Origin of the sequence: Pseudomonas sp. NBRC 111143 (genome assembly GCF_001320965.1) — a bacterium.
Lineage (GTDB): Bacteria > Pseudomonadota > Gammaproteobacteria > Pseudomonadales > Pseudomonadaceae > Aquipseudomonas > Aquipseudomonas machongensis.
This window is the reverse complement of sequence record NZ_BCBT01000080.1, coordinates 1-21,540: the sequence shown is the minus strand read 5'-3', so window position 1 is coordinate 21,540 and position 21,540 is coordinate 1. Positions and strand designations below refer to the sequence as shown.

At 64.0% G+C, this 21,540-nt stretch carries 19 protein-coding genes; 11 read left to right on the top strand and 8 right to left on the bottom strand.

Going from position 1 to position 21,540, the window contains the following annotated elements; all coding sequences use genetic code 11:
* Nucleotides 1-45: 45 nt before the first annotated feature.
* The 7 genes from epd to APH44_RS27475 all read left to right on the top strand — a co-directional run bounded on the left by epd (nucleotide 46) and on the right by APH44_RS27475 (nucleotide 9,339).
* Nucleotides 46-1,107: an erythrose-4-phosphate dehydrogenase gene (epd, locus tag APH44_RS27505; RefSeq protein WP_054895473.1), complete on the top strand. Its 1,062-nt coding sequence runs from the start codon at nucleotides 46-48 to the stop codon at nucleotides 1,105-1,107.
* Nucleotides 1,108-1,119: 12 nt separating this feature from the next.
* Nucleotides 1,120-2,283 (top strand): phosphoglycerate kinase, encoded by a 1,164-nt coding sequence (locus APH44_RS27500; protein WP_054895472.1) that lies wholly within the window; start codon nucleotides 1,120-1,122, stop codon nucleotides 2,281-2,283.
* Nucleotides 2,283-2,534: a hypothetical protein gene (locus APH44_RS27495; protein ID WP_371105668.1), complete on the top strand. Its 252-nt coding sequence runs from the start codon at nucleotides 2,283-2,285 to the stop codon at nucleotides 2,532-2,534. The genes APH44_RS27500 and APH44_RS27495 overlap by 1 nt, the downstream gene beginning before the upstream one ends.
* Before the next feature lie 106 nt (nucleotides 2,535-2,640).
* Complete coding sequence (locus APH44_RS27490; protein WP_054895470.1) at nucleotides 2,641-2,970, top strand: MliC family protein; 330 nt, start codon at nucleotides 2,641-2,643, stop codon at nucleotides 2,968-2,970.
* Between the two features lie 100 nt (nucleotides 2,971-3,070).
* Complete coding sequence (fba, locus tag APH44_RS27485) at nucleotides 3,071-4,135, top strand: class II fructose-bisphosphate aldolase (RefSeq protein WP_009399343.1); 1,065 nt, start codon at nucleotides 3,071-3,073, stop codon at nucleotides 4,133-4,135.
* A 216-nt stretch (nucleotides 4,136-4,351) separates the two neighbouring features.
* Nucleotides 4,352-6,493, top strand: a complete 2,142-nt coding sequence (locus APH44_RS27480; RefSeq protein ID WP_054895469.1) for a bifunctional diguanylate cyclase/phosphodiesterase — start codon at nucleotides 4,352-4,354, stop codon at nucleotides 6,491-6,493.
* A gap of 77 nt (nucleotides 6,494-6,570) precedes the next feature.
* Nucleotides 6,571-9,339, top strand: a complete 2,769-nt coding sequence (locus tag APH44_RS27475; RefSeq protein ID WP_054895468.1) for an RHS repeat-associated core domain-containing protein — start codon at nucleotides 6,571-6,573, stop codon at nucleotides 9,337-9,339.
* Nucleotides 9,340-9,393: 54 nt separating this feature from the next.
* Here the strand turns inward: APH44_RS27475 and APH44_RS27470 are convergent, their stop codons facing one another.
* The 8 genes from APH44_RS27470 to APH44_RS27435 form a co-directional block, all read right to left on the bottom strand.
* Complete coding sequence (locus APH44_RS27470) at nucleotides 9,394-10,326, bottom strand: carbohydrate kinase (RefSeq protein WP_054895467.1); 933 nt, start codon at nucleotides 10,324-10,326, stop codon at nucleotides 9,394-9,396.
* Nucleotides 10,327-10,367: 41 nt separating this feature from the next.
* A complete protein-coding gene (gene xylB, locus APH44_RS27465) occupies nucleotides 10,368-11,858 on the bottom strand; it encodes a xylulokinase (RefSeq protein ID WP_054895466.1) in 1,491 nt (496 codons plus the stop codon).
* A 16-nt stretch (nucleotides 11,859-11,874) separates the two neighbouring features.
* On the bottom strand, nucleotides 11,875-13,350 hold the full coding sequence (locus APH44_RS27460) for a mannitol dehydrogenase family protein (RefSeq protein ID WP_054895465.1): 1,476 nt from the start codon (nucleotides 13,348-13,350) through the stop codon (nucleotides 11,875-11,877).
* Nucleotides 13,351-13,371: 21 nt separating this feature from the next.
* Nucleotides 13,372-14,484 carry an ABC transporter ATP-binding protein gene (locus APH44_RS27455; protein ID WP_054895464.1) on the bottom strand — a complete coding sequence of 371 codons (1,113 nt, stop codon included), beginning with the start codon at nucleotides 14,482-14,484 and terminating at the stop codon, nucleotides 13,372-13,374.
* Nucleotides 14,485-14,641: 157 nt separating this feature from the next.
* Entirely contained in the window at nucleotides 14,642-15,475 is an 834-nt protein-coding gene (locus tag APH44_RS27450) for a carbohydrate ABC transporter permease (protein ID WP_054895463.1), read from the bottom strand.
* A 10-nt stretch (nucleotides 15,476-15,485) separates the two neighbouring features.
* The gene (locus APH44_RS27445) at nucleotides 15,486-16,409 is read right to left on the bottom strand and encodes a carbohydrate ABC transporter permease (RefSeq protein WP_054895462.1); all 924 of its coding nucleotides are present in this window, start codon (nucleotides 16,407-16,409) and stop codon (nucleotides 15,486-15,488) included.
* Nucleotides 16,410-16,490: 81 nt separating this feature from the next.
* Nucleotides 16,491-17,801, bottom strand: coding sequence for a sugar ABC transporter substrate-binding protein (locus APH44_RS27440; RefSeq protein WP_054895461.1), 1,311 nt, complete (start codon nucleotides 17,799-17,801; stop codon nucleotides 16,491-16,493).
* A gap of 173 nt (nucleotides 17,802-17,974) precedes the next feature.
* Nucleotides 17,975-18,880, bottom strand: coding sequence for an AraC family transcriptional regulator (locus APH44_RS27435; protein ID WP_054895474.1), 906 nt, complete (start codon nucleotides 18,878-18,880; stop codon nucleotides 17,975-17,977).
* 130 nt (nucleotides 18,881-19,010) lie between these two features.
* Here APH44_RS27435 and APH44_RS27430 point away from each other — a divergent pair, with 130 nt between their 5' ends.
* The 4 genes from APH44_RS27430 to APH44_RS27415 all read left to right on the top strand — a co-directional run.
* A complete protein-coding gene (locus APH44_RS27430) occupies nucleotides 19,011-19,511 on the top strand; it encodes a M48 family metallopeptidase (RefSeq protein ID WP_054895460.1) in 501 nt (166 codons plus the stop codon).
* 13 nt (nucleotides 19,512-19,524) lie between these two features.
* Entirely contained in the window at nucleotides 19,525-19,821 is a 297-nt protein-coding gene (locus APH44_RS27425) for a helix-turn-helix domain-containing protein (RefSeq protein WP_054895459.1), read from the top strand.
* Complete coding sequence (locus APH44_RS27420) at nucleotides 19,818-20,459, top strand: transcriptional regulator (protein ID WP_054895458.1); 642 nt, start codon at nucleotides 19,818-19,820, stop codon at nucleotides 20,457-20,459. The genes APH44_RS27425 and APH44_RS27420 overlap by 4 nt, the downstream gene beginning before the upstream one ends.
* 204 nt (nucleotides 20,460-20,663) lie before the next feature.
* A partial coding sequence (locus APH44_RS27415) for a threonine/serine dehydratase (protein WP_054895457.1) occupies nucleotides 20,664-21,540 on the top strand: 877 nt, incomplete at its 3' end.

The window sequence follows — 21,540 nt, the reverse complement described above, 5'->3', positions numbered from 1 at the left end:
AAATCCTGCAGACTGACGACAATCGATCTGTTTCGTGAGCGCTGAATGTCCCACCCTCGTCCCTACAAAGTTGCACTCAACGGTTACGGCCGCATCGGCCGCTGTGTCCTGCGCGCACTGTTCGAGCGGGGGGCGAAGGCCGGTTTCGAGATCGTTGCGTTGAATGACCTGGCCGACCAGGCCAGCCTGGAGTACCTGACGCGCTTCGACTCCACCCACGGGCGGTTCCCCGGCGAGGTGAGCGTTGACGGCGACTGTCTGCATATCAATGGCGACTGCGTGAAAGTCATGCGCAGTGCCACCCCTGAAGGCATCGACTGGGCCGCCTTGGGCATCGACCTGGTGCTGGAATGCTCCGGTGCCTACAACACCCGCGCCGATGGCCAGCGTTTTCTCGACGCCGGTGCGCCGCGCGTGCTGTTCTCGCAGCCGATGGCCAGCGAGGCAGATATCGATGCGACGGTGGTCTACGGTATCAACCAGCATCGCCTGACCGGCGACGAACTGCTGGTCTCGAACGCGTCCTGCACCACCAACTGCGGCGTGCCGCTGCTGCGCGTGCTGGACCAGGCTTTCGGCATCGAGTACGTGCAGATCACCACCATCCACTCGGCGATGAACGACCAGCCGGTGATCGACGCCTACCACCACGAAGACCTGCGCCGTACCCGTTCGGCGTTCCAGTCGGTGATCCCGGTGTCCACTGGTCTGGCGCGCGGCATCGAGCGCCTGTTGCCGGAACTTGCCGGGCGAATCCAGGCCAAAGCGGTACGCGTGCCGACCGTCAACGTCTCGTGCCTGGACATCACCCTGCAGACTGCCCGTGACACTACGGCTGCCGAGGTCAACCGGGTGCTGCGCGAGGCGGCGCTGGACGGCCCGCTCAAAGGCCTGCTGGCCTACACCGAACTGCCCCATGCCAGCTGTGATTTCAACCATGACCCGCATTCGGCCATCGTCGATGCCAGCCAGACCCGCGTCTCCGGCCCCCGCCTGGTGAACCTGCTGGCCTGGTTCGACAACGAATGGGGGTTCGCCAACCGTATGCTCGACGTTGCCGAACATTATCTGCACGTCGTCCACCAAACCCGCAGCAAACAGCCCTGAAGGACTGCATTCATGACCGTGTTGAAGATGACCGACCTCGACTTGCAAGGTAAGCGCGTACTGATCCGCGAAGACCTCAACGTGCCTGTGAAGGACGGTGTGGTAACGAGCGATGCGCGTATCCTGGCTGCGCTGCCGACCATCAAGCTGGCCCTGGAAAAGGGTGCTGCGTTGATGGTCTGCTCGCACCTGGGCCGCCCGACCGAGGGCGAGTTCTCCCAGGAAAACAGCCTCAAGCCGGTCGCCGACTACCTGAGCAAGGCCCTGGGCCGTGCGGTGCCGTTGGTCGCCGACTATCTCGACGGCGTCGAGGTCAAGGCCGGTGAGGTGGTGCTGTTCGAAAACGTACGCTTCAACAAGGGCGAGAAGAAGAACGCCGACGAGCTGGCGCAGAAGTACGCCGCCCTGTGCGACGTTTTCGTCATGGACGCCTTCGGCACCGCCCACCGCGCCGAGGGTTCCACCCACGGTGTAGCCAAGTTCGCCAAGGTCGCCGCTGCTGGCCCGCTGCTGGCGGCCGAGCTGGACGCCCTGGGCAAGGCCCTGAAGGCGCCGGCCAAACCCATGGCGGCCATCGTTGCCGGCTCCAAGGTCTCGACCAAGCTCGACGTGCTCAACAGCCTGTCGACCGTCTGCGACCAGCTGATCGTCGGCGGCGGCATCGCCAATACCTTCCTCGCTGCGGCCGGTCACCCGGTCGGCAAGTCGCTGTACGAGCCTGACCTGGTCGAGACCGCCAAGGCCATTGCCGCCAAGGTCAGCGTACCGCTGCCGGTCGATGTGGTCGTTGCCAAGGAGTTCGCCGAGAGCGCCGAAGCCACCGTCAAGGCTATCGCTGACGTGGCCGCCGACGACATGATCCTGGATATCGGCCCGCAGACCGCCGCCAACTTCGGCGAGCTGCTGAAGTCGTCGAAGACCATCCTGTGGAACGGTCCGGTCGGTGTATTCGAGTTCGACCAGTTCGGCAACGGCACTAAAGTGCTGGCCAAGGCCATCGCCGAAAGCGCCGCGTTCTCCATCGCGGGTGGTGGCGACACCCTGGCGGCCATCGACAAGTATGGCGTCGGGGCTGATATCTCCTACATTTCTACCGGTGGCGGTGCGTTCCTCGAATTCGTCGAGGGCAAGGTCCTGCCTGCCGTGGCAATCCTGGAAGAACGGGCCAAGGCCTGATAGTGACGGCGCCTGGCAAAGGGAGCGACCTGATGGTCAAGCAATTGCCTGTGATGATCGTGGCCTTGTTGCTGGGTGCCTGCTCCAGTGGCGGCGCCCCGCAAAGCGAGCCCGCTGGCGAGCCAAAGGGCGGCTGTTACCAGTCGCAGTGGCAGGCGGAGACGGTGCCGGTGATCAACAAGCGCCTGGGGCCGGACGGGCTGGAGAAGTACGACGAAGAACACCAGCGCAAGGCGCCCGGCTGCCCTTGATCGGACAGCGGGCAACCGATGGGCTGTTTTGTGGTCTTGAACAGAGGAGCGGCGGTGCGGCCTTCGCGGGCAAGCCGCACCACCGACTTCGAAGCGAGGATACTCAATGAAAGCGCTGCTGGCCGTACTGGCCCTGGCGACCCTGGCAGGCTGCTCCCTGCTGCAACCGTCGCAACCTGCCGCGACGGACAACTGGACCCGCTGGGTCTGCGACAGCCAGGCCGAAGTGCTGTGGCGCTTCGCCGATGCCGCGCAGCAGTCGGTCGATGTCCGCCTCGGCGGCGCTGACCAGGTCTACCGGCTCAAGGCCGAGCCCGGCGCCTCGGGCGCGCTGTACAGCGATGGCGTGCTTGCCTTCCACACCAAGGGTAATGAAGGCCTGGTGTACTGGGAAGCGACCAACGATCTGATTGGGCGGGGCTGCAAGGCACCGTGATTGGCCGGACCGCGACGGTGGTCCACAACTACTTGAACAGCAACCGCCCCTGCGGCAGGCTTGCACGAAACAACGACGCTTGTCGGGAGAGAGATACACAATGGCACTCATTAGCATGCGCCAGATGCTGGACCACGCCGCCGAGTTCGGCTACGGCGTTCCAGCTTTCAACGTCAACAACCTCGAGCAGATGCGCGCCATCATGGAAGCCGCCGACAAGACCGACTCTCCGGTCATCGTCCAGGCCTCCGCCGGTGCCCGCAAGTACGCCGGTGCTCCCTTCCTGCGTCACCTGATCCTGGCGGCGATCGAAGAATTCCCGCACATCCCGGTGTGCATGCACCAGGACCACGGCACCAGCCCTGACGTGTGCCAGCGTTCGATCCAGCTGGGCTTCAGCTCGGTAATGATGGACGGCTCGCTGCGTGAGGACGGCAAGACCCCGTCCGACTACGAATACAACGTGCGCGTCACCCAGCAGACCGTGGCATTCGCCCACGCCTGCGGTGTATCGGTGGAAGGCGAGCTGGGCTGCCTGGGCAGCCTGGAAACCGGCCAGGCCGGTGAAGAAGACGGCGTCGGCGCCGAAGGCATCCTGGACCACAGCCAGATGCTGACCGATCCGGAAGAGGCTGCCGACTTCGTCAAGAAGACCCAGGTCGATGCCCTGGCCATCGCCATCGGCACCAGCCACGGCGCCTACAAGTTCACCAAGCCGCCTACCGGCGACATCCTGGCGATCGACCGCATCAAGGCGATCCACCAGCGTATCCCCAACACTCACCTGGTGATGCACGGTTCCTCGTCGGTTCCGCAGGACTGGCTGGCGATCATCAACGAGTTCGGCGGCGACATCAAAGAGACCTACGGCGTGCCGGTCGAAGAGATCGTCGAAGGCATCAAGCACGGCGTGCGCAAGGTCAACATCGACACCGACCTGCGTCTGGCGTCCACGGGCGCGATTCGTCGCTTCCTGGAGCAGAACAAGTCCGAGTTCGACCCGCGCAAGTACTTCGCCAAGACCGTCGAAGCCATGCGTGACATCTGCATCGCGCGTTACGAAGCCTTCGGTACCGCTGGCAACGCGTCGAAGATCAAGCCGGTTTCGCTGGATGAGATGTACCTGCGTTACGCCAAGGGCGAGCTGGCCGCAAAGGTCAACTGATCCGCTGATGGCCTGGCAGAAACCCGCAGAAATGCGGGTTTTTTTATGGCCGGACGGTGGGACATATGCAAAAGCCAAGGCGCTCTGACCATTAGTCGGCTATTTTCACTTTATCCATTGATAGCGAACTGATTGCATTGCGTCCTGCAAAGTCGCGTCTAGAGTAGAGAATCGGATCCAATTACAAGACGAAGTCGGTCGGACAAGAGAAGCGGCATGGATGGAGCTCAACCCGCGGCACCGGAAGGCAGCTCAGTACTGCTGGTGGTCGATGACTACCCGGAAAACCTGATCAGCATGCGGGCCTTGCTAGCCCGGCAGGATTGGCAAGTACTCACCGCAAGCTCAGGGATGGAAGCCCTGAGCACCTTGTTGGAACACGAGGTGGACCTGGTCCTGCTCGATGTACAGATGCCCGAGATGGATGGCTTCGAGGTCGCCCGCCTGATGCGCGGCAGCCAACGCACACGCCTGACCCCGATCATCTTCCTTACCGCCAATGAACAGTCCGAAGCTGCCGTGCTCAAGGGCTATGCCAGTGGTGCAGTGGACTACCTGTTCAAGCCCTTCGATCCGCAGATCCTCAAGCCCAAGGTGCAGGCCTTGCTCGAACAGCAGCGCAACCGCCGCATGCTGCAGCGACTGAGCCGTGAACTGGAGTCGGCCCGTGCATTCAATGCCTCGATTCTGGAGAACGCCGCCGAGGGTATCCTGGTGGTTGACGAGGCGGGCGATATCAGCTTTGCCAACCCCGCCATCTCGCGTCTGCTGCAGGTGCCGGTGGACAAACTGCAGGGCGCCCATCTCCTGGACCTGATCCAACTGCCCAGCGCCGCGTTGTGGCGCGACTCGGACTTCTACCAGGCTTACCTTGGGCGGCAGATCTTCCGCGTGCACGATGCCCAGTTGCGTCCGCCCGAGGGGCCGCTGGTTCCGGTGGCGCTGTCGTGCGCGCCGTTGCCCGCTGAACAGAAGGCCATGGTGGTGACCGTACTGGACATGTCGGTGGTGCGCAGCCTGCACCAGCAACTGGAACACCAGGCGGTGACCGACCCGCTGACCGGCCTGCTCAACCGCCGCGGTTTCTACCAGACGGCAGAAGGTGCATTGCTGCGCAACGAACGATCCGGCAAGGTCCAGGCCTTGATGTACATGGATCTGGATGGTTTCAAGCGCATCAACGATTCACTGGGCCACGAGGCGGGCGACCAGGTCTTGCGCTGGGTCGCCGAACAACTCAAGGACTGCCTGGGCAGCCAGGCGCTGCTCGGGCGCATGGGCGGCGATGAGTTCACGGCGTTGTTCGATGGCTTGCCCTACGCGGAGCACGCAGGCCGGTACGCCGAGACCCTGATCGAGCGCATGTCCAGCTGTCCGCAGGTGGACGGCCAGGATGTCATGCTTGGCGTCAGTATCGGCATCGCCACCTACCCCGATTGCGGCGCCACCGTCGAAGGCCTGCTGCGCGCTGGCGATGCGGCGATGTATGCCGCCAAGCGCGCCGGGCGCCAGCAGTATCGCTTCTATGATCAGGAGCTCAACGGCCGCGCGCGTTCGCGGCTGATGCTCGAGGATAGTGTGCGCACCGCCATCGAGCACAAGGACTTCACCTTGGTCTACCAGCCACAGGTGGGGTTCGCCGACGGACGCCTGCGTGGCTTCGAGGCGCTGCTGCGCTGGCAGCACCCCAGTGTCGGCGATGTGCCGCCGGGGCTGTTCATTCCGTTGCTGGAGGAGGCGCGTCTTATCCATCGGCTGGCGAGCTGGATCTACAGCAAGGGCGCGGCCCAGCGTCACGAGTGGCGTCAGGTGTTCGCCGACGATGTAGTGCTGGGTATCAGCCTGAGCCGCGCGCAGTTCACCCAGCCGAACCTGGTCGATGAATTGCGGCGGGCGATCCAGGAGCATGGCCTGGAGCCTGCGCAACTGGAAGTGGAGGTGGCGGAAACCTCGTTGATGTACGACATCGACGCGGCGGCCAAGCAGGTGACGCGTTTGCGCGAGCTGGGCGTGCGCGTGGCGCTGGATGACTTCGGCGCAGGGGATTGCTCGCTGCGCATGCTGCGCGACCTTCCGATCGATACCCTGAAGCTCGACCGCCACCTGGTCGCCCGCCTGCCCGATTCGAAGGTCGATACGGCGCTGGTGCGCAGTGTCATCGCGCTGTGCGCCGACTATGGCATCACGGTGATCGCCGAGGGCGTGGAAACAGACGCCCAGGCGCAGTGGCTGCGCGACAGCGGCTGCGCCTATGTGCAGGGCTTCCTGGTTGCGCGGCCAATGACGGCAGGGGATGCGCGTGGTTTTCCGGCGGTGTATCCGTGGGCGCAGGCTGGATCGCCTGCCTCCCTGACCTGATAAATCTGCCAGTTGTCTGTTCCGGTCGTTGTGGGCGACTGTTGCCTCCCCAGCCATGAATGGCAGGTAAAAAGGTGGTGAGCAGCGCACTGTTCCAGCAGACCCCCTCGATCAAGGTACTCGACAATCGGCGCCAATCGGTGCGTGAGGTCGAGTATCACCGTGCGTCGCCATTGGACGCCGATACGCGTATCACGCGACAGGTTTTCAGTCCGGCAGGGCGATTGGCACAGATCACTGATCCACGGTTGCATGACGCAGGTGTTGCCAACTTCGTCCATGGGCACGACCTGACAGGCCAGGTCATACGCACGCAAAGCGTCGATGCGGGGGTGAGCCTCGATTTGAAAGACGCGGCCAGGCGCGACTTGTTCTCGGTGAGCCGTATTGGCAGGGCGTTGGATGGGCAGGACAGCTTCGCCGAAGCCGTGACCCGGACCCTGCGCTACGAACCGGTCAATATGCCTGGGCGTCTGTTGGGGGTTAGCGAGCAGGTTGCTGGCGATATCCCTCGTACCAGTGAGCGTGTGTTGTACGGCGGCAATGAGGCGCATGAGAAAGCCCGCAACCTGGCCGGCACTCGGATTGCCCATTACGATCCAGCCGGGCGCGTTTCCATCCTCGCCAGCGCACTCGGCGGCGCAGCCCTCTGTGTACAGCGCAAGCTGTTGAAGGGTGGCGACGACGGTACTGTGCATGTCGACTGGCAAGGTGAGGCCACGGAGGCCTGGGACGCACTGTTGGAGAATCAACGCTACACGACTCGCACTCAGGTAGACGCCACAGGCAAGGGCCTCACCGCGCTGGACTGCGCAGGCCATCGGCAGCGCAGCGCCTACAATGTGGCAGGCGCCCTGGCGGCCAACTGGCTGATGCTCAAAGGCGCGCCAGAGCGTGAGATCGTCAGGTCGGTGAGTTACTCGGCGGGTGGACGCAAGCAGCACGAGGTGCATGGCAACGGCATCGTCACTGTGTACACCTACGAACCGACGACCCTGCGCCTGGCGGCCGTGCGGACCACTCGCCAGACCAGCGAAGGCCAGCGATTGCAGGACCTGCACTATCGCTATGACCCTGTCGGCAACGTCGTCGGGCTGGCCAACGACGCCGAGCCGACGCGCTTCTGGCGCAACCAGAAGATCAGCGCGCAAAGCGAGTACCGCTACGACAGCCTGTATCAACTGGTCTTCGCCAGCGGTCGTGAGATGGCCAATGCCGGGCAGCAGGGCAATCATCTGCCAGGCGTGCTGGTGCCGCTGCCGGTGGATGATTCGGCCTATACCCCCTACACCCGGACTTATACCTACGACAGCGCGGGCAATCTCACGCATGTCCGTCATAGTGCGCCGGCCACGAACAACAACTACGTCACTGCAATCACCGTCAGCCAGTGCAGTAATCGCGGCGTGTCGAGTACGTTGGCCAGCAATCCGGACGAGGTCGAAGCGCTGTTCACCGCAGGGGGCGAGCAGCGTGTGCTGCTGCCGGGACAGCCGCTTGAGTGGACGGCACGCGGCGAGTTGCGCCGGGTTGCAGGCGGTACTCAGGAAAGCTATCGCTACGACGCTGGCAGGCAGCGTGTGCTCAAGGTGAGTCATCAGCAGCAAGGTGGATCACTGAAGGTGCTGCGCACGCTGTATCTGCCGGGGCTTGAGCTGCGTATCACCATGGCCGACGGCGTCGTGCAGGAGAGTCTGCACACGGTGGTGCTGGGCGAGGCTGGGCGTGCCCAGGTGCGGGCGTTGCGTTGGGAGTCGGGCAAACCGGAGGGGTTCGATAACGACCAGGTGCGTTTTGGCTATGACAGCCTGATCGGCAGCGTCGGGCTGGAGCTCGATGGCGAAGGCAGTGTCATCAGCTTCGAGGAGTACTACCCCTTTGGCGGGACGGCGATTCTGGCGGGGCGTCATCGTATCGACGTGGAGTACAAGACGGTTCGCTATTCGGGGCGGGAGCGTGATGCGACAGGACTTTATTACTACGGGTATCGCTATCATCAACCCTGGGTTGGGCGCTGGCTGACGCCCGACCCCGCAGGCATCGTCGACGGTATCAACACCTTCCGCATGACCCAGAACAATCCGGTCTCGCTTGAGGACTCTGCGGGGCTTGCTACCTTCAGCGACAATCTCCAGCCAGCACGGGGTGACCTAGTGTATGGGCTGGGCGAGTGGCGCGAGGGCTATTTTAATCATGTAGGAATCGATTACTCCCAGTCAGCGCTGACGATCGATCACTACAATCAGGCAATCGCTAGAGTCATCATGAAGAACGCGCTTGCACGCTCAGGTTTGACCGAAACAGCGCCCCGTACCGAAGTGATCAAGTTCGTCAGGGCGAATGCATCCCTGTTTGCCCAGGTCAAGGAAACCTTTCCTGACTACCCGTTATGGAACCGGTATGTATCAGCCGGTCTCTTCAACACTAAGTTCGATATCGACAAAATTTATTCCGAGGTCAAAGGGCAGCCCGGGAAAACCCAGTTCCATGAGTGGCTGGAGGGGGACCTAGGCCCGCAGTTGTTATGGAAGCGCGGGAGCAAGATTGGGCTGTCGATAACCGCGAGAAGGGCGGATCATCATGTTCATTTCATCCTCGATGGTATCGACGAGGCCGCAGTGATCAACAAATCAATGACCCACGGGCAGTCATACACCTCCAGCGAGCTTCGCTATGCATTTAGGCAGTGGGCACAGCTTGAAGCACGACTCCACTTCTACAAAAACGGTCATGAGGTGTCTGCGCCGTGGGTCAGCAATCCAACGGGTTGGAGCAGTTACACGTCCAAGGCTGAGCAACGGCGAAAAATGAAAAACCCCCAGGTAACACCGCGTGCGCAGCACTGACTCACCCACCACGTTTACCTGGTGGACTGATCTGGTCCGGCTCACCGTGTAACGCTAAAGCTCCCGGGCAAACGGCAAATCCGGCCCCACCCGCGAGCAGGTGATGGCCGCCGCTCGAATAGCGAATTCGAGGATGCCGTCGATCGCTTCGCGCGTCAGCGCCGCTAGTGCCTGTGGACTGTCCGCGTTCAGCTTGGCCAGACAGCTCAGCACCGCCGCCTGGAAGGTATCGCCAGCGCCTACCGTGTCTTTCACTGCCAGCGAGGCATCCGCAGGTTGTGTCCATGAGCCGTGCGCGCAATGTACGCTGGCGCCGTCTGCACCGTGGGTGACGAACACCAGTCGGCAGCGGTCGTTCAGCCAGCCACGGGCCACCTCGGACGGCGTGCGATCCGGATAGAGCAGCGCGAGGTCTTCCTCGCTGGCCTTGATCAGGTGGGCGTGGGCCGCGAAGGCTTGCACCTGGCGTCGCCACAACGCCACGTCGGGCTGCGGGTTGAGGCGGACGTTGGGGTCGAGGCTGATCAGCCGGTGTGCGCTTTCGCGCTGCACCAGCGCCAGTAGTGTATCCGCCACTGGCGTGACCACCAGGGTGTAGGACCCCACGTGCAGGCCGCGCACCTGGTCATCGAGCGCCGGTAGGTGTTCGAGGCGCACCTGCCGGTCGGCGCAGCCTTCGCCGCGGAACTGGTACTGCGCCGAGCCGTTGGCATCCAGCCCGACCATGGCCAGGGTGGTCGGTGCATCGCTGGTCACCAGGTAACTGCAATCGACCTTTTCCTCTTCCAGCACCCGACGCAGGCGTGTGCCCAGGTAGTCGCTGGACAGCCCGCCGAACAACGCCGAATCCACGCCTAGCCGGCGCAGGCCGACCGCGACGTTGAACGGCGAACCGCCGGCAATCGCCTTGAAGCCCAGCTCGCTGCTGCGCGGGCTGTCATCCAGGCTGAACACATCGAACAGGGCTTCGCCACAGACCAGGTACATGAAATTCTCCGAAACGAAGTAAGCGGGCAGGATACCTGCGATCAGTGCGCAGGCAGATGCGAAAGATAACGTTGATAGGCTGTTTCGTAGGCCGCCTGCTGTGCGGGCCGGGGTGTGGTGCGGGTGCTTTCGTCGAGTTCGACGCAGCGCTGGCACAGGGCCTGCAGGCAATCTCCTTCGCCGAGCTTTCGGCCCAGGCTCCAGGCGGCCTGGATGGCAGCGCCCAGGGCGGCGGCTTCGGTCTGGCGCGGGCACACCACCAGCAGGCCGAGCAGGTCGGCGAGCGTCTGGCGCCACAGTGGGCTTTTCGCCGCGCCGCCGACCAGGCGGATCTCCTGCCCCTGCAGGCCACTGGCGCGCAACAGGTCGAGCCCGTAGCGCAGGCTGAAGCAGGTGCCTTCGAGCACCGCCCGGCAGAGGTTGGCGCGGGTCAGGTTGCTGCTGGTCATGCCGTGCAGACTGGCGCTGGCCTCGGGCAGTGCCGGCACGCGTTCGCCATTGAAGAATGGCAGCAGCAACAGGCCTTCGGCACCGACGGGGGCTTGTGCGGCGAGTTCGCTGAACGCCGACAGGTCAAGCTGCAACAGGTCTTGCACCAGGGCGCAGGCGCTGGTGAGGTTCATGGTGCAGATCAGCGGCAGCCATCCGCCGGATGAGCCGCAGAAGGTCGCGACTTCACCGTGGGGGCTGACGTGTGGCTCGTCTAGGTGTGCCGCAAGGGTGCCGGAGGTGCCCAGGCTGAGGGTGATCATGCCGGGATGGATGTTGCCGGTGCCGATGGCGCCGAGCATGTTGTCGCCCCCACCGCTGGCCACCCAGGCGCCGGTATCCAGGCCCAGCGCCCGGGCTGCCGAGGGCTGCAGGGTGGCGATGCAGTCGCCAGGTTCTACCAGCTCGGGCAGTGCCGCCAGCAGGCGCTTGCCGGGCTCGATCAGCGCCAGCACATCGGCGGCCCAGGTGCGATTGCGCACATCGTAGTAGCCGGTGCCCGAGGCGTCGCCAGGTTCGCTGCAGGCACGGCCGGTGAGCCAATGGTTGAGGTAGTCGTGAGGCAGCAGCAGGTGTGCGGCGCGGGCGAACAGCTCGGGGTGATGGCGCTGGCTCCACAGCAGCTTTGACAGCGTATAGCCCGGCGCGACCACTAGCCCCAGGCGCTCCAGCGAGCCTGCGGCGCCGCCGAGGGCGGCCAGCAATTCGTCGTTTTCCGCGGTGGTCTCGGTATCGCACCAGAGCTTGGCCGGGCGCAGCACTCGGCCCTGGTCGTCGAGCATCACCAGGCCGTGTTGCTGGCCAGACACGGCCAGTGCGCGGATGGCATGGCCGCTGACTCCTGCGTCGGCCAGGGCATTGGCTACCGCCGTGCGCAGCGCCTGCTGCCAGTCTGCCGGATCCTGTTCGCGGCGACCGTGGTCGCCCTGCGGCGCCGCATGTGCCGCGCTGCCCAGCCCCAGTACACGGCCGCTGCCTGCGTCGAGCACCAGGGCCTTGGTGCCCTGGGTGCCGCAGTCGATGCCGAGGAACAGTCCGTCCATATCGCCGTGCTCCGTCTCAGTCGCCCAGTACCCGGCGCAGGGTTTCACTCACGCCGACTTCACGCAAGCTGTCGTACAGGCGCTCGAAGGCCTCGACGAAGGCCCGCGAGTTGGGGATCGCCGTGCCGAAGATCGCCTCGTCGCCCAGCACCCGGGCAGCCAGCCCTTCGCGCTGGACGACACGGGCCTGGCACTGTGCCGCGCGCGGATCGGGAATGCTGTAGACATTGCCTTTTTCATCCTTGCCGCCCAGGTACAGCGCCCAGGCTGCGACTACCAGCGCCACGCGCTCCAGTGGCTTGCCGTCGGCGATCAGGCGGTTGGCGGTGGGCACGATGAACTTGGGGAATTTCGAAGAGCCGTCCGAGCACACCCGCTCCAGCTGGTCGGCGATGGCACGGTTGGAGAAGCGCTCGGTGAGGCTGTCCTTGTAGTGCGTCAGGTCGATGCCCGGCACCGGTGCCAGTTGCGGGGTGACGTCCTGGTCCATGAAGGTGCGCATGTAGCGGCGCAGCAGGTCGTCGGCGAGGGTCTCGTGGACGAAGCGATAACCCTGCAGGAAGCCCAGGTAGGTCAACGCCAGGTGGCTGCCGTTGAGCAGCTTGATCTTCATCTCTTCATAGGGCGTGACGTCGTCGGTGAACTGCACGCCGACCTTCTCCCAGGCCGGGCGACCGCTGACGAACTTGTCTTCCAGCACCCACTGCAGGAACGGCTCGCAGACCACTGGCCAGGCGTCTTCGACGCCATAGCGCTCGGCCAGTTGGCGGCGGTGTTCGTCGCTGGTCATGGGCGTGATGCGGTCGACCATGGCATTGGGGAAGCTGACGTGCTGGGCGATCCACTGGGCCAGGTCGTGGTTGAGCAGGTGGGCGAAGGCCAGCAGTGCCTTGCGCGCTACGTCGCCGTTGTGTGGAAGGTTGTCGCAGGACATCACCGTGAACGCCGGGGTGCCGGCCTCGCGGCGACGGCGCAGGGCCTCGCAGAGAAAGCCGAATACGCTGTGCGGCTGGTCAGGCCTGGCCAGGTCGTGCTGGATCATCGGCAGGTTCTCGAGGAACTCGCCCGTGCTGTCGGCGATGCAGTAGCCGCCCTCGGTGATGGTCAGCGAGACGATGCGGATGGCCGGGTCGGCAAGTTTGTCGAGCAATGCCTGGCTGTCGCTTTCTGCCAGCAGCATGCCGCTGATGGCACCGATTACACGCACCTCGGTGTCGGGGTTTTCGCCCAGCTCGAACAGGGTGTAGAGGTGGTCCTGGCCAGCCAGGGCGTCGCGCATGGCGCGGTCTTCGCTGCGCAGGCCGGCGCCGCAGATCGCCCAGTCGAGGGCTTCGCCGCGGTTCATCAGGGCGTCGGTATAGGCGGCCTGGTGGGCACGATGGAAGCCGCCGACACCAATGTGCACGATGCCCTGGCGCAGTTGCGCCGGGTCATAGGCGGGGCGTGCGACCGCGGTCGCCAGCTTGTCGAGATTGCGCTGGTTGAGTTTCATCGAAAAATCCTTGAAGACGGCTCAGGCCGCCTGTTGCAGTCGTTTGTCCAGGGCCTTGCCGGTGCTGTCGAACAGATGGCAGTGCGCCGGATCGAAGCTCAGTTCCAGTTGCTCGCCGTACTCAGGCGCGAAGTCGCCGCGGACCCGCACGGTGAGCATCTCGCCGGAGGCGCTACGCACGTGGCAGTAGCTGTCGCTGCCCAGGCGTTCGCTGACATCGGCGGTGACCTGCAGCGAGCCATGCTCGCCGTGACCGCTGCGGCTGATGCTCAGGTGCTCCGGGCGAATGCCCAGGGTGATCTGGCTGCCGGTGGCCAGTTCGCCTGCGCATAGCGGCAGGGCGATACGGGCGCCGCACTCGAGGGCGACCTCGCACTGGTTGCCCTGGCTGCGGCTCAGGTGCCCGCGCAGGAAGCCCATCTTCGGCGTACCGAGGAAGCCTGCGACGAACAGGTTGGCCGGATGGTGGTACAGCTCCAGCGGCGAGCCGACCTGCTCGATGCGACCGGCGTTGAGCACCACCACCTTGTCGGCCAGGGTCATCGCCTCTACCTGGTCGTGGGTCACGTAGATCATGGTCGCGGCCAGTTCCTTGTGCAGGCGCGAGAGCTCCAGGCGCATCTGCACGCGCAGGGCGGCGTCGAGGTTGGACAGCGGCTCGTCGAACAGGAAGATCTTCGGGTTGCGCACGATTGCCCGGCCGATCGCCACCCGCTGGCGTTGGCCACCGGAGAGCTGGCGCGGCTTGCGCTCGAGCATCGGTTGCAGCTCGAGAATGCGCGCGGCGTTGTCGACCTTGCTGGCGACCTCGGCCTTGGCCACGCCCGCCAGGTCCAGGGCGAACGACAGGTTCTTGCGCACGGTCATGTGCGGATACAGGGCGTAGGTCTGGAACACCATGGCCAGGTTGCGCTTGGCCGGAGCGGTGTCGGTGATGTCGACGCCATCGAGGGTGATGCTGCCGCTGCTGACCTCTTCGAGGCCAGCGATCAGGCGCAGCAAGGTCGACTTGCCACAGCCGGATGGCCCGACGAACACCACGAATTCACGGTCGTGCACGTCCAGGTCGATGCCCTTGATGATGGCGTGGCCATCAAAGCCTTTTTGCAGGTTGCGGATCTTCAGGTCAGCCATGTCGAGTTACCTGTGCAGTGGCCAGGAAAAAATGAGGTTTTGCAGAATCCTGTAGGAGCGGGCTCGCCCGCGAACACCGGCATAGCCGGTGCCATGCATCGCAGTGTTTGCTTCGCGGGCAAGCCCGCTCCTACAGAAATGGTGTAGTTGGGGGTATTCATTTCACCGCTCCGAACGACAGCCCGCGCACCAGCTGCTTCTGGCTGATCCAGCCAAAGATCAGGATCGGTGCGCAGGCCAGGGTCGAGACGGCCGAGAGCTTGGCCCAGAACAGGCCTTCGGGGCTTGAGTAGGAGGCCACCAGCGCGGTCAGCGGTGCGGCGGCCGAAGAGGTCAGGTTGAGCGACCAGAACGCCTCGTTCCAACACAGGATCAGCGACAGCAGCACGGTCGAGGCGAGGCCGCCACGGGCGATCGGCAGCAGCACGCGCAAGATTTCCTGCCAGGTGCCGGCGCCGTCCAGGCGCGCCGCTTCGAGGATGTCGACGGGGATGTCCTTGAAGTAGGTGTACACCATCCACACCACGATCGGCAGGTTGATCAGGGTGTAGACGATGATCAGCGACAGCCGTGAATCGAGCAGGGCGAACTGCTTGGCCAGCAGATAGATCGGCATCAGCACCCCCACCGGCGGCAGCATCTTGGTCGACAGCATCCACAGCAGCGTGCGCTTGGTGTGGCGGGTTTCGAAGAACGCCATCGAGTAGGCCGCAGGCACTGCGATCAGCATGCACAGCAGGGTTGCGGAGAACGAGATCAGCACCGAGTTCCAGGCGTAGGCGAAGTAGTCGCTGCGCTCGTTGATGTGCAGGTAGTTCTCCAGCGTCGGGTGGAAGATGAACTGCGGCGGCGTGGCGAAGGCGTCGAGCTCGGTCTTGAAGCTGGTCAGCAGCATCCAGAAGATCGGGAAGAAGATCGCCAGGGCAATGCCCCAGCACAGCAGGCCGATCAGCGCATCGCGCAGGCGGCGGGTTTGCTTGAGTGTCAGCATGGCGGGCTCCTCAGCTGCGCTCGGTGAGGTTCTTGCCGATCATGCGCACCAGCACGATGGCGGCGATGTTGGCGATCAGCACGGCGATCAGGCCACCGGCCGACGCCATGCCGACGTCGAACTGCAGCAATGCCTGGTTGTAGATCAGGTAGGCGAGGTTGGTGGACTCGTAGCCCGGCCCGCCGCTGGTGGTGGTGAAGATCTCGGCGAACACCGACAGCAGGAAGATGGTCTCGATCATCACCACCACGGCGATCGGCCGCGCCAGGTGCGGCAGGGTGAGGTGCCAGAAGATTGCCAGGGGGCCGGCGCCGTCCAGGCGTGCGGCCTCCTTCTGTTCCTGGTCCAGCGACTGCATGGCGGTCATCAGGATCAGGATGGCGAACGGCAGCCATTGCCACGACACGATCAGGATGATCGACAAGAGCGGATAGTGCGCCAGCCAGTCCACCGGCTGCGCGCCGAACAGGCGCCAGACCGCCGCGAGGATCCCGGACACCGGGTGGAATATCAGGTTCTTCCACAGCAGCGCGCTGACCGTGGGCATGATGAAGAACGGCGAGATCAGCAGCACGCGCACCACGCCGCGGCCCCAGAACTCACCAGCCTCCAGCAATGCAGAGATGAGCACGCCGAACACCACGCTGATCGCCAGCACGCTGCCGACCAGGGTCAGGGTATTCAGGGCGCCGGGCAGGAAGCCGGCGTCGGTGACGAAGAAGCTGAAGTTCTCCAGGCCGACGAAGTCGTTCTCGCCGGGATACAGCAGGTTGTAGCGGATCAGCGAGAAATACAGGGTCATGCCCAGGGGCACGATCATCCATAACAGCAGCAGCGCCACCGAAGGGCTGACCAGGAACCAGCCGGGGCCGACGCGGCGTTTGCCGGGGCGCGCGGGGGCGTGGGTCGGGGTGTCGAGGGCCGAGGTGTTCATGACGACTCCGTGTACGGCAGAAAGGGGCGAGCAGCCGGCCGCCGGCACACCGAGGGCGGCGTGCTGGCGATCAGGGACGGTCTACTTGGGGTAGCCGGCGCGTTTCATCTCGCGTTCGGTGGACGACTGGGCGGCGGCCAACGCCTGTTCAGGCTTCATCTGGCCGGTCAGGGCGGCGGAGAACAGCTTGCCGACCTGGGTGCCGATGGCCTGGAACTCAGGGATGGTCACCAGCTGGATACCCACGTAGGGCACAGGCTTGAGGGTCGGGTGGTTGGGATCGACCTTCTTCAGCGACTCCAGCGTGACCTTGGCGAACGGTGCGGCCTGCAGGTAGGCCTCGCTGTAGGTGGAGGCGCGGGTGCCTGGCGGCACGTTGGCCACGCCTTCCTTGTCGGCGACCAGTTGGCCGTAGGCTTGGGAGGTGGCCCAGGTGCTGAAGGTCCTGGCGGCGTCCTTGGACTTGGAGCTGGTAGGGATCGCCAGCGCCCAGGAATACAGCCAGGTCGCGCCCTTGTCGGTGACTTCCTTCGGCGCGAAGGTGAAGCCCACATCGTCGACTACCTTGCTCTGGCTCTTGTCGGTGACGAACGAGCCGGCGACGCTGGCATCGACCCACATCGCGCACTTGCCGCTGTTGAATAGCGCCAGGTTCTCGTTGAAGCCATTGCTGGAGGCGCCGGGCGGGCCGTACTGCTTCATGGTGTCGACGTAGAAGTTCAGCGCCTTGGTCCACTCGCTGCCGGTGAACTCCGGCTGCCACTGCTCGTTGAACCAGCGGGCGCCGAAGGCATTGGCCAGGGTGCCGATGAGCGCCATGTTTTCACCCCAGCCGGCCTTGCCGCGCAGGCAGATGCCGTACTGGCCGGCTTCGGGTTTGTTGAGCTTGGCGGCGAATTCGCCCAGTTGGGTCCAGGTCGGTTGCTCGGGCATCTGCAGCCCGGCCTGCTGGAACAGGTCCTTGCGGTAGTAGGTGATCGAGGCTTCGGCATAGAAGGGCAGGGCGTAGAGCGTGCCCTTGACCGACAGGCCGTCGCGCACCGAAGGGAAGACATCGTCGAGCTGATAGTCGGCAGGCAGGTCCTTCATGGGCTCCAGCCAACCCTTGGCGCCCCACAGCGCGGCTTCGTACATGCCGATGGTGAGCACGTCGAATTGCCCGCCTTGGGTGGCGATATCGGTGGTCAGGCGTTGGCGCAGGACGTTCTCTTCGAGCACCACCCACTTGAGCTTGATGTCCGGGTGCTGTTCCTCGAACACCTTGGACAGCCGCTGCATGCGGATCATGTCGTTGTTGTTGACGGTGGCAATGGTCAGGGTTTCGGCAGCCTGGGCAAACACCGGCAGGCTCAGACAGGCAACGGCCACGCAGGCCTTGATCGAGTCGTTCATCGTTGAACTCCTCTTCCGGACCGCAGGGCGGCGCGGAAGTCACTATTGTTTTTTTTGTGTCGCTGGTTGCCGATTACACTCCTGCATCGCCAGCGCAACAAAGCCTCGACTGCACGCGGGCCGATACTTTTTTGCACTGGGGTATTTGCAGTGTGATGCACTGCTCAAACGTTTCAGGAAAGGTTCTGCTCGGTCAGGCGCTGGGTGACCAGGCTGCGGTAGCCCGACGGTGTCATGCCCTTGAGCTGCTGGAAACGCCGGTTGAAGTTGGACAGGTTGCTGAAGCCGGATTCGAAGCACACCTCGGTCACCGGCAGATCGCTGCGCGCCAGCAGCTCGCAGGACTTGCTGATCCGCAGGCGATTGACGAACTCGACGAAGCCACGCCCGGCGGCCTGCTTGAAGAAGCGCGAGAAGTAGGTGGGGGTCATGCCCAGGTGCTCGGCAACCTCGTTCTGGGTGAGGTCCTGGGCGTAGTGCTGGAAGATGTAGTCCACCGCGCGGTTGATGCGGTCGACGTTGTGTTCATCGGCCAGCTGCGAGGAGGTGACGGTGGACAGCAACTGGTAGTCCTCGCAGGCAGCCAGCTGTTCCATGAGGATAAAAAAGTATCCCAGGCGCGTCATGCCGGCACTTTGCGAGATGCGTTGCATCAGTTGCTGGCTCTCGGCGATCAGGCGCGGGTCGCGGAATTCGATGCCATAGCTGGCACGGGCCAGCAGTGGCGTCAGCTGGTTGAGCTCGGAGAACACCTGGCTGCCTTGCTCGAGGACTTCGTCGGTAAAGTTGACCAGCATGTCCCGGGTGTCGACCACCTCGTCGGCGGCCACCTGGCTGATCCAGTTGTGTGGCAGGTTCGGCCCTGTGAGAAACAGCGTGCCCGGGGCGAAGTTGCCGATGTAGTCGCCGATGAACACCTTGCCGGAGCTGGCGACGATCAGGTGCAGCTCGTATTCCTTGTGGAAGTGCCAACGCACCAGCGGGCTCGGGAAACCGTGCTGGCGGTAGATCAGCGAATGGCCTTCGTGGTCGTCCATCAGTTCATAGGACGGGTCGGTGATCTTGCTGGCTTTGGGCATGGTGAGTGCTTCGAGCAGGGGCGAATACAGCATCCTAGCCAAATTTTGCGTCCTGTAGGAGCGGGCTTGCCCGCGAAAGGGCCAGACCTGCCAACCACAGGCCCTCACCAATTCGGTAAACTCCCACCCCATGACCACCCTACGCTACTTGCAAGCCTACCCCCCGCACCTGCAGGAACAGGTCCGCCAGATGATCGCCAGCGATCGCCTGGGCGGTTACCTGCAGCAGCGCTACCCCGCGCGCCACGAGGTGCAGAGCGACAAGGCGCTGTACCTCTATGCCCAGGACCTGCGTCAGCAGTACCTGCGCAGCGCCCCGCCGCTGGATAAGGTGCTCTACGACAATCGCCTCGACCTCACCCACCGGGCCCTGGGCCTGAACACGGCGGTGTCGCGGGTGCAGGGTGGCAACCTCAAGGCCAAGAAGGAAATCCGCATCGCCTCGTTGTTCAAGGACGCGGCGCCGCAGTTTCTGCGCATGATCGTGGTGCACGAGCTGGCACACCTGCGTGAGCGCGACCACAACAAGGCGTTCTACCAGCTGTGCCAGCACATGGAGCCGGACTACCATCAACTGGAGTTCGACTTGCGTGTCTACCTGACCTGGCGCGAATTGCCAGGCAATGCATGAGGATCCCACCAGCATGGACGTGAGCAAGACCAAGAGCAGCTTCTATCGCCGTCTCTACGTGGCCTGGCTGATCGATAGCCAGACCGCCACCAGCGTGCCCGCGCTGATGGAAGCCACCGGCATGCCGCGGCGTACTGCCCAGGACACCATCGCCGCCCTCGCCGACTTGGATATCGTCTGCGAATTCGAGCAGCAGAGCGGCGCGCGCAACCACGCTGGCCACTACCGCATCCGTGAATGGGGTGCGATCGACAAGCAGTGGATCATCCAGCACCTGCGCACTATTCGCGAAGTGCTCGGCTATCCATGACCACCCTCCAGGACCCGTTCATGCCGTCCAGCCGCTTCAGCAACTACGCCGCCATGGCCGAGGGCATCGCAGCCCTGTTGTTCCCGCATGCCGAAGTGGTGGTGCACGACCTGGCCAGCCAGACGGTGGTGCATATCGCCAACAACATTTCCAAGCGCCAGCTCGGCGATGATTCCGGGCTCGACGACCTGCCCAGCCAGCTCGATGACAGCACCCGCCTGGGGCCGTATGAAAAGCTCAACTGGAACGGGCAGAAAATCCGTTCGATCAGCAGCGTGATGCGCGACGCCAGCGGCCAGCCCGAGGCGCTGATCTGCATCAACCTCAACGTTTCGATTCTCGAGCAGGCGCGCGATGCGCTGGAGGCGTTCTTCCAGGCCAGCCGCCTGTTGCCGCAACCGCAGGCATTGTTCCGCGACGACTGGCAGGAGCGCATCAACACCTTCCTGCATGCCTGGTTGCAGGCGCGTGGATTGAGCCTGGGCGGGCTGGACCGCGAGCAGAAGCGGCAGTTGGTCGAGGCGCTGCACGGGGAGGGCGCGTTCCGCGGCAAGAGCGCCCATGACTACGTGGCCAACGTGCTGGGGATGGGGCGGGCGACGGTATACAAGTATGTGAAGGCGTTGCGCGAAGGCTGAGGCCACCGCTGACCCGTATTCCACGATCCCTGAGCCAGTAGAGAAAACAGTGGGAGCGGGCTTGCCCGCGAAAAGGGCTGCGCAGCGTTGGGCGCTGGCGTTACAAACGAAACGACAGGCTTTCAATGCCTGGAAAAATAGTCTACGGTAGAATTTAATTCTACATCGTAGCGTTTGCCCCTGCGCATCGCCCAAGGAGCCCCCATGACCATCCTGGACACCCTGCCCCACGCCATCCGCGAAGCCCATGAAGCCCTTCGTCCCCAGGTGGCGGTCACGCCGCTCAGCCACAGCCCGGGGCTTTCCCGTCAGAGCGGCTGCAATGTCCATCTCAAGTGCGAACACCTGCAGCACACCGGTTCCTTCAAATTCCGCGGGGCCAGCAACAAGCTGCGCCTGCTCGACCCTGCGCAGCGTCAGGCTGGCGTGATCACCGCCTCATCCGGCAATCACGGGCAGGGCCTTGCACTGGCCGGGCAGTTGCTGGGTGTGCCGGTCACCGTGTACGTCAGCAGCAGTGCCTCGCCGCTGAAGATCCGGGCCATGCGTGGCCTGGGGGCCGAGGTTATCGAACTCGACAATGACCCGCTGTCGGTCGAGCTTGAGGCGGCTCGCCAGGCCAAGCTGCAGGGCAAGCCTTTCGTCTCCCCCTACAACGACGCGCAGATCATCGCTGGCCAGGGCACCATCGGCATCGAGCTGTTCGAGCAGGCGCCGGACCTGGACGCGGTTTTCGTCGCTGTCGGTGGTGGTGGCTTGATCTCGGGCATTGGCGCTGCATTGCGCGCGCTTGCACCCTCGGTGCAGGTCATCGGCTGCTGGCCGGCCAACGCACCCACCCTGCAGCGCTCGTTGGAGGAGGGGCGGATCATCGAGATGCAAGAACTCGATACCCTGTCGGACGGCACGGCCGGCGGCGTCGAGCCCGGCGCCATCACCTTCCCCCTGTGCCAGCAGTTGCTGCATCGCACCGTGCTGGTCAGCGAGGCTGAGATCAGCGCAGCCATGCGCGACGTCGCAGCCCACGACCGCTGGATCATCGAAGGGGCGGCAGGGGTTGCCGTCGCGGGCATGCAGAAAC

Bases quoted from the DNA above. Each gene is read 5' to 3' on its own strand.
- APH44_RS27450 (WP_054895463.1), bottom strand. From the start codon at position 15,475: ATGCTGACACTCAAGCAAACCCGCCGCCTGCGCGATGCGCTGATCGGC.
- APH44_RS27460 (WP_054895465.1), bottom strand. From the start codon at position 13,350: ATGAAACTCAACCAGCGCAATCTCGACAAGCTGGCGACCGCGGTCGCA.
- APH44_RS27500 (WP_054895472.1), top strand. From the start codon at position 1,120: ATGACCGTGTTGAAGATGACCGACCTCGACTTGCAAGGTAAGCGCGTA.
- xylB (WP_054895466.1), bottom strand. From the start codon at position 11,858: ATGGACGGACTGTTCCTCGGCATCGACTGCGGCACCCAGGGCACCAAG.
- APH44_RS27470 (WP_054895467.1), bottom strand. From the start codon at position 10,326: ATGTACCTGGTCTGTGGCGAAGCCCTGTTCGATGTGTTCAGCCTGGAT.
- APH44_RS27480 (WP_054895469.1), top strand. From the start codon at position 4,352: ATGGATGGAGCTCAACCCGCGGCACCGGAAGGCAGCTCAGTACTGCTG.
- fba (WP_009399343.1), top strand. From the start codon at position 3,071: ATGGCACTCATTAGCATGCGCCAGATGCTGGACCACGCCGCCGAGTTC.
- APH44_RS27445 (WP_054895462.1), bottom strand. From the start codon at position 16,409: ATGAACACCTCGGCCCTCGACACCCCGACCCACGCCCCCGCGCGCCCC.
- APH44_RS27490 (WP_054895470.1), top strand. From the start codon at position 2,641: ATGAAAGCGCTGCTGGCCGTACTGGCCCTGGCGACCCTGGCAGGCTGC.
- APH44_RS27430 (WP_054895460.1), top strand. From the start codon at position 19,011: ATGACCACCCTACGCTACTTGCAAGCCTACCCCCCGCACCTGCAGGAA.
- APH44_RS27440 (WP_054895461.1), bottom strand. From the start codon at position 17,801: ATGAACGACTCGATCAAGGCCTGCGTGGCCGTTGCCTGTCTGAGCCTG.
- APH44_RS27420 (WP_054895458.1), top strand. From the start codon at position 19,818: ATGACCACCCTCCAGGACCCGTTCATGCCGTCCAGCCGCTTCAGCAAC.
- APH44_RS27435 (WP_054895474.1), bottom strand. From the start codon at position 18,880: ATGCCCAAAGCCAGCAAGATCACCGACCCGTCCTATGAACTGATGGAC.
- APH44_RS27455 (WP_054895464.1), bottom strand. From the start codon at position 14,484: ATGGCTGACCTGAAGATCCGCAACCTGCAAAAAGGCTTTGATGGCCAC.
- APH44_RS27425 (WP_054895459.1), top strand. From the start codon at position 19,525: ATGGACGTGAGCAAGACCAAGAGCAGCTTCTATCGCCGTCTCTACGTG.
- epd (WP_054895473.1), top strand. From the start codon at position 46: ATGTCCCACCCTCGTCCCTACAAAGTTGCACTCAACGGTTACGGCCGC.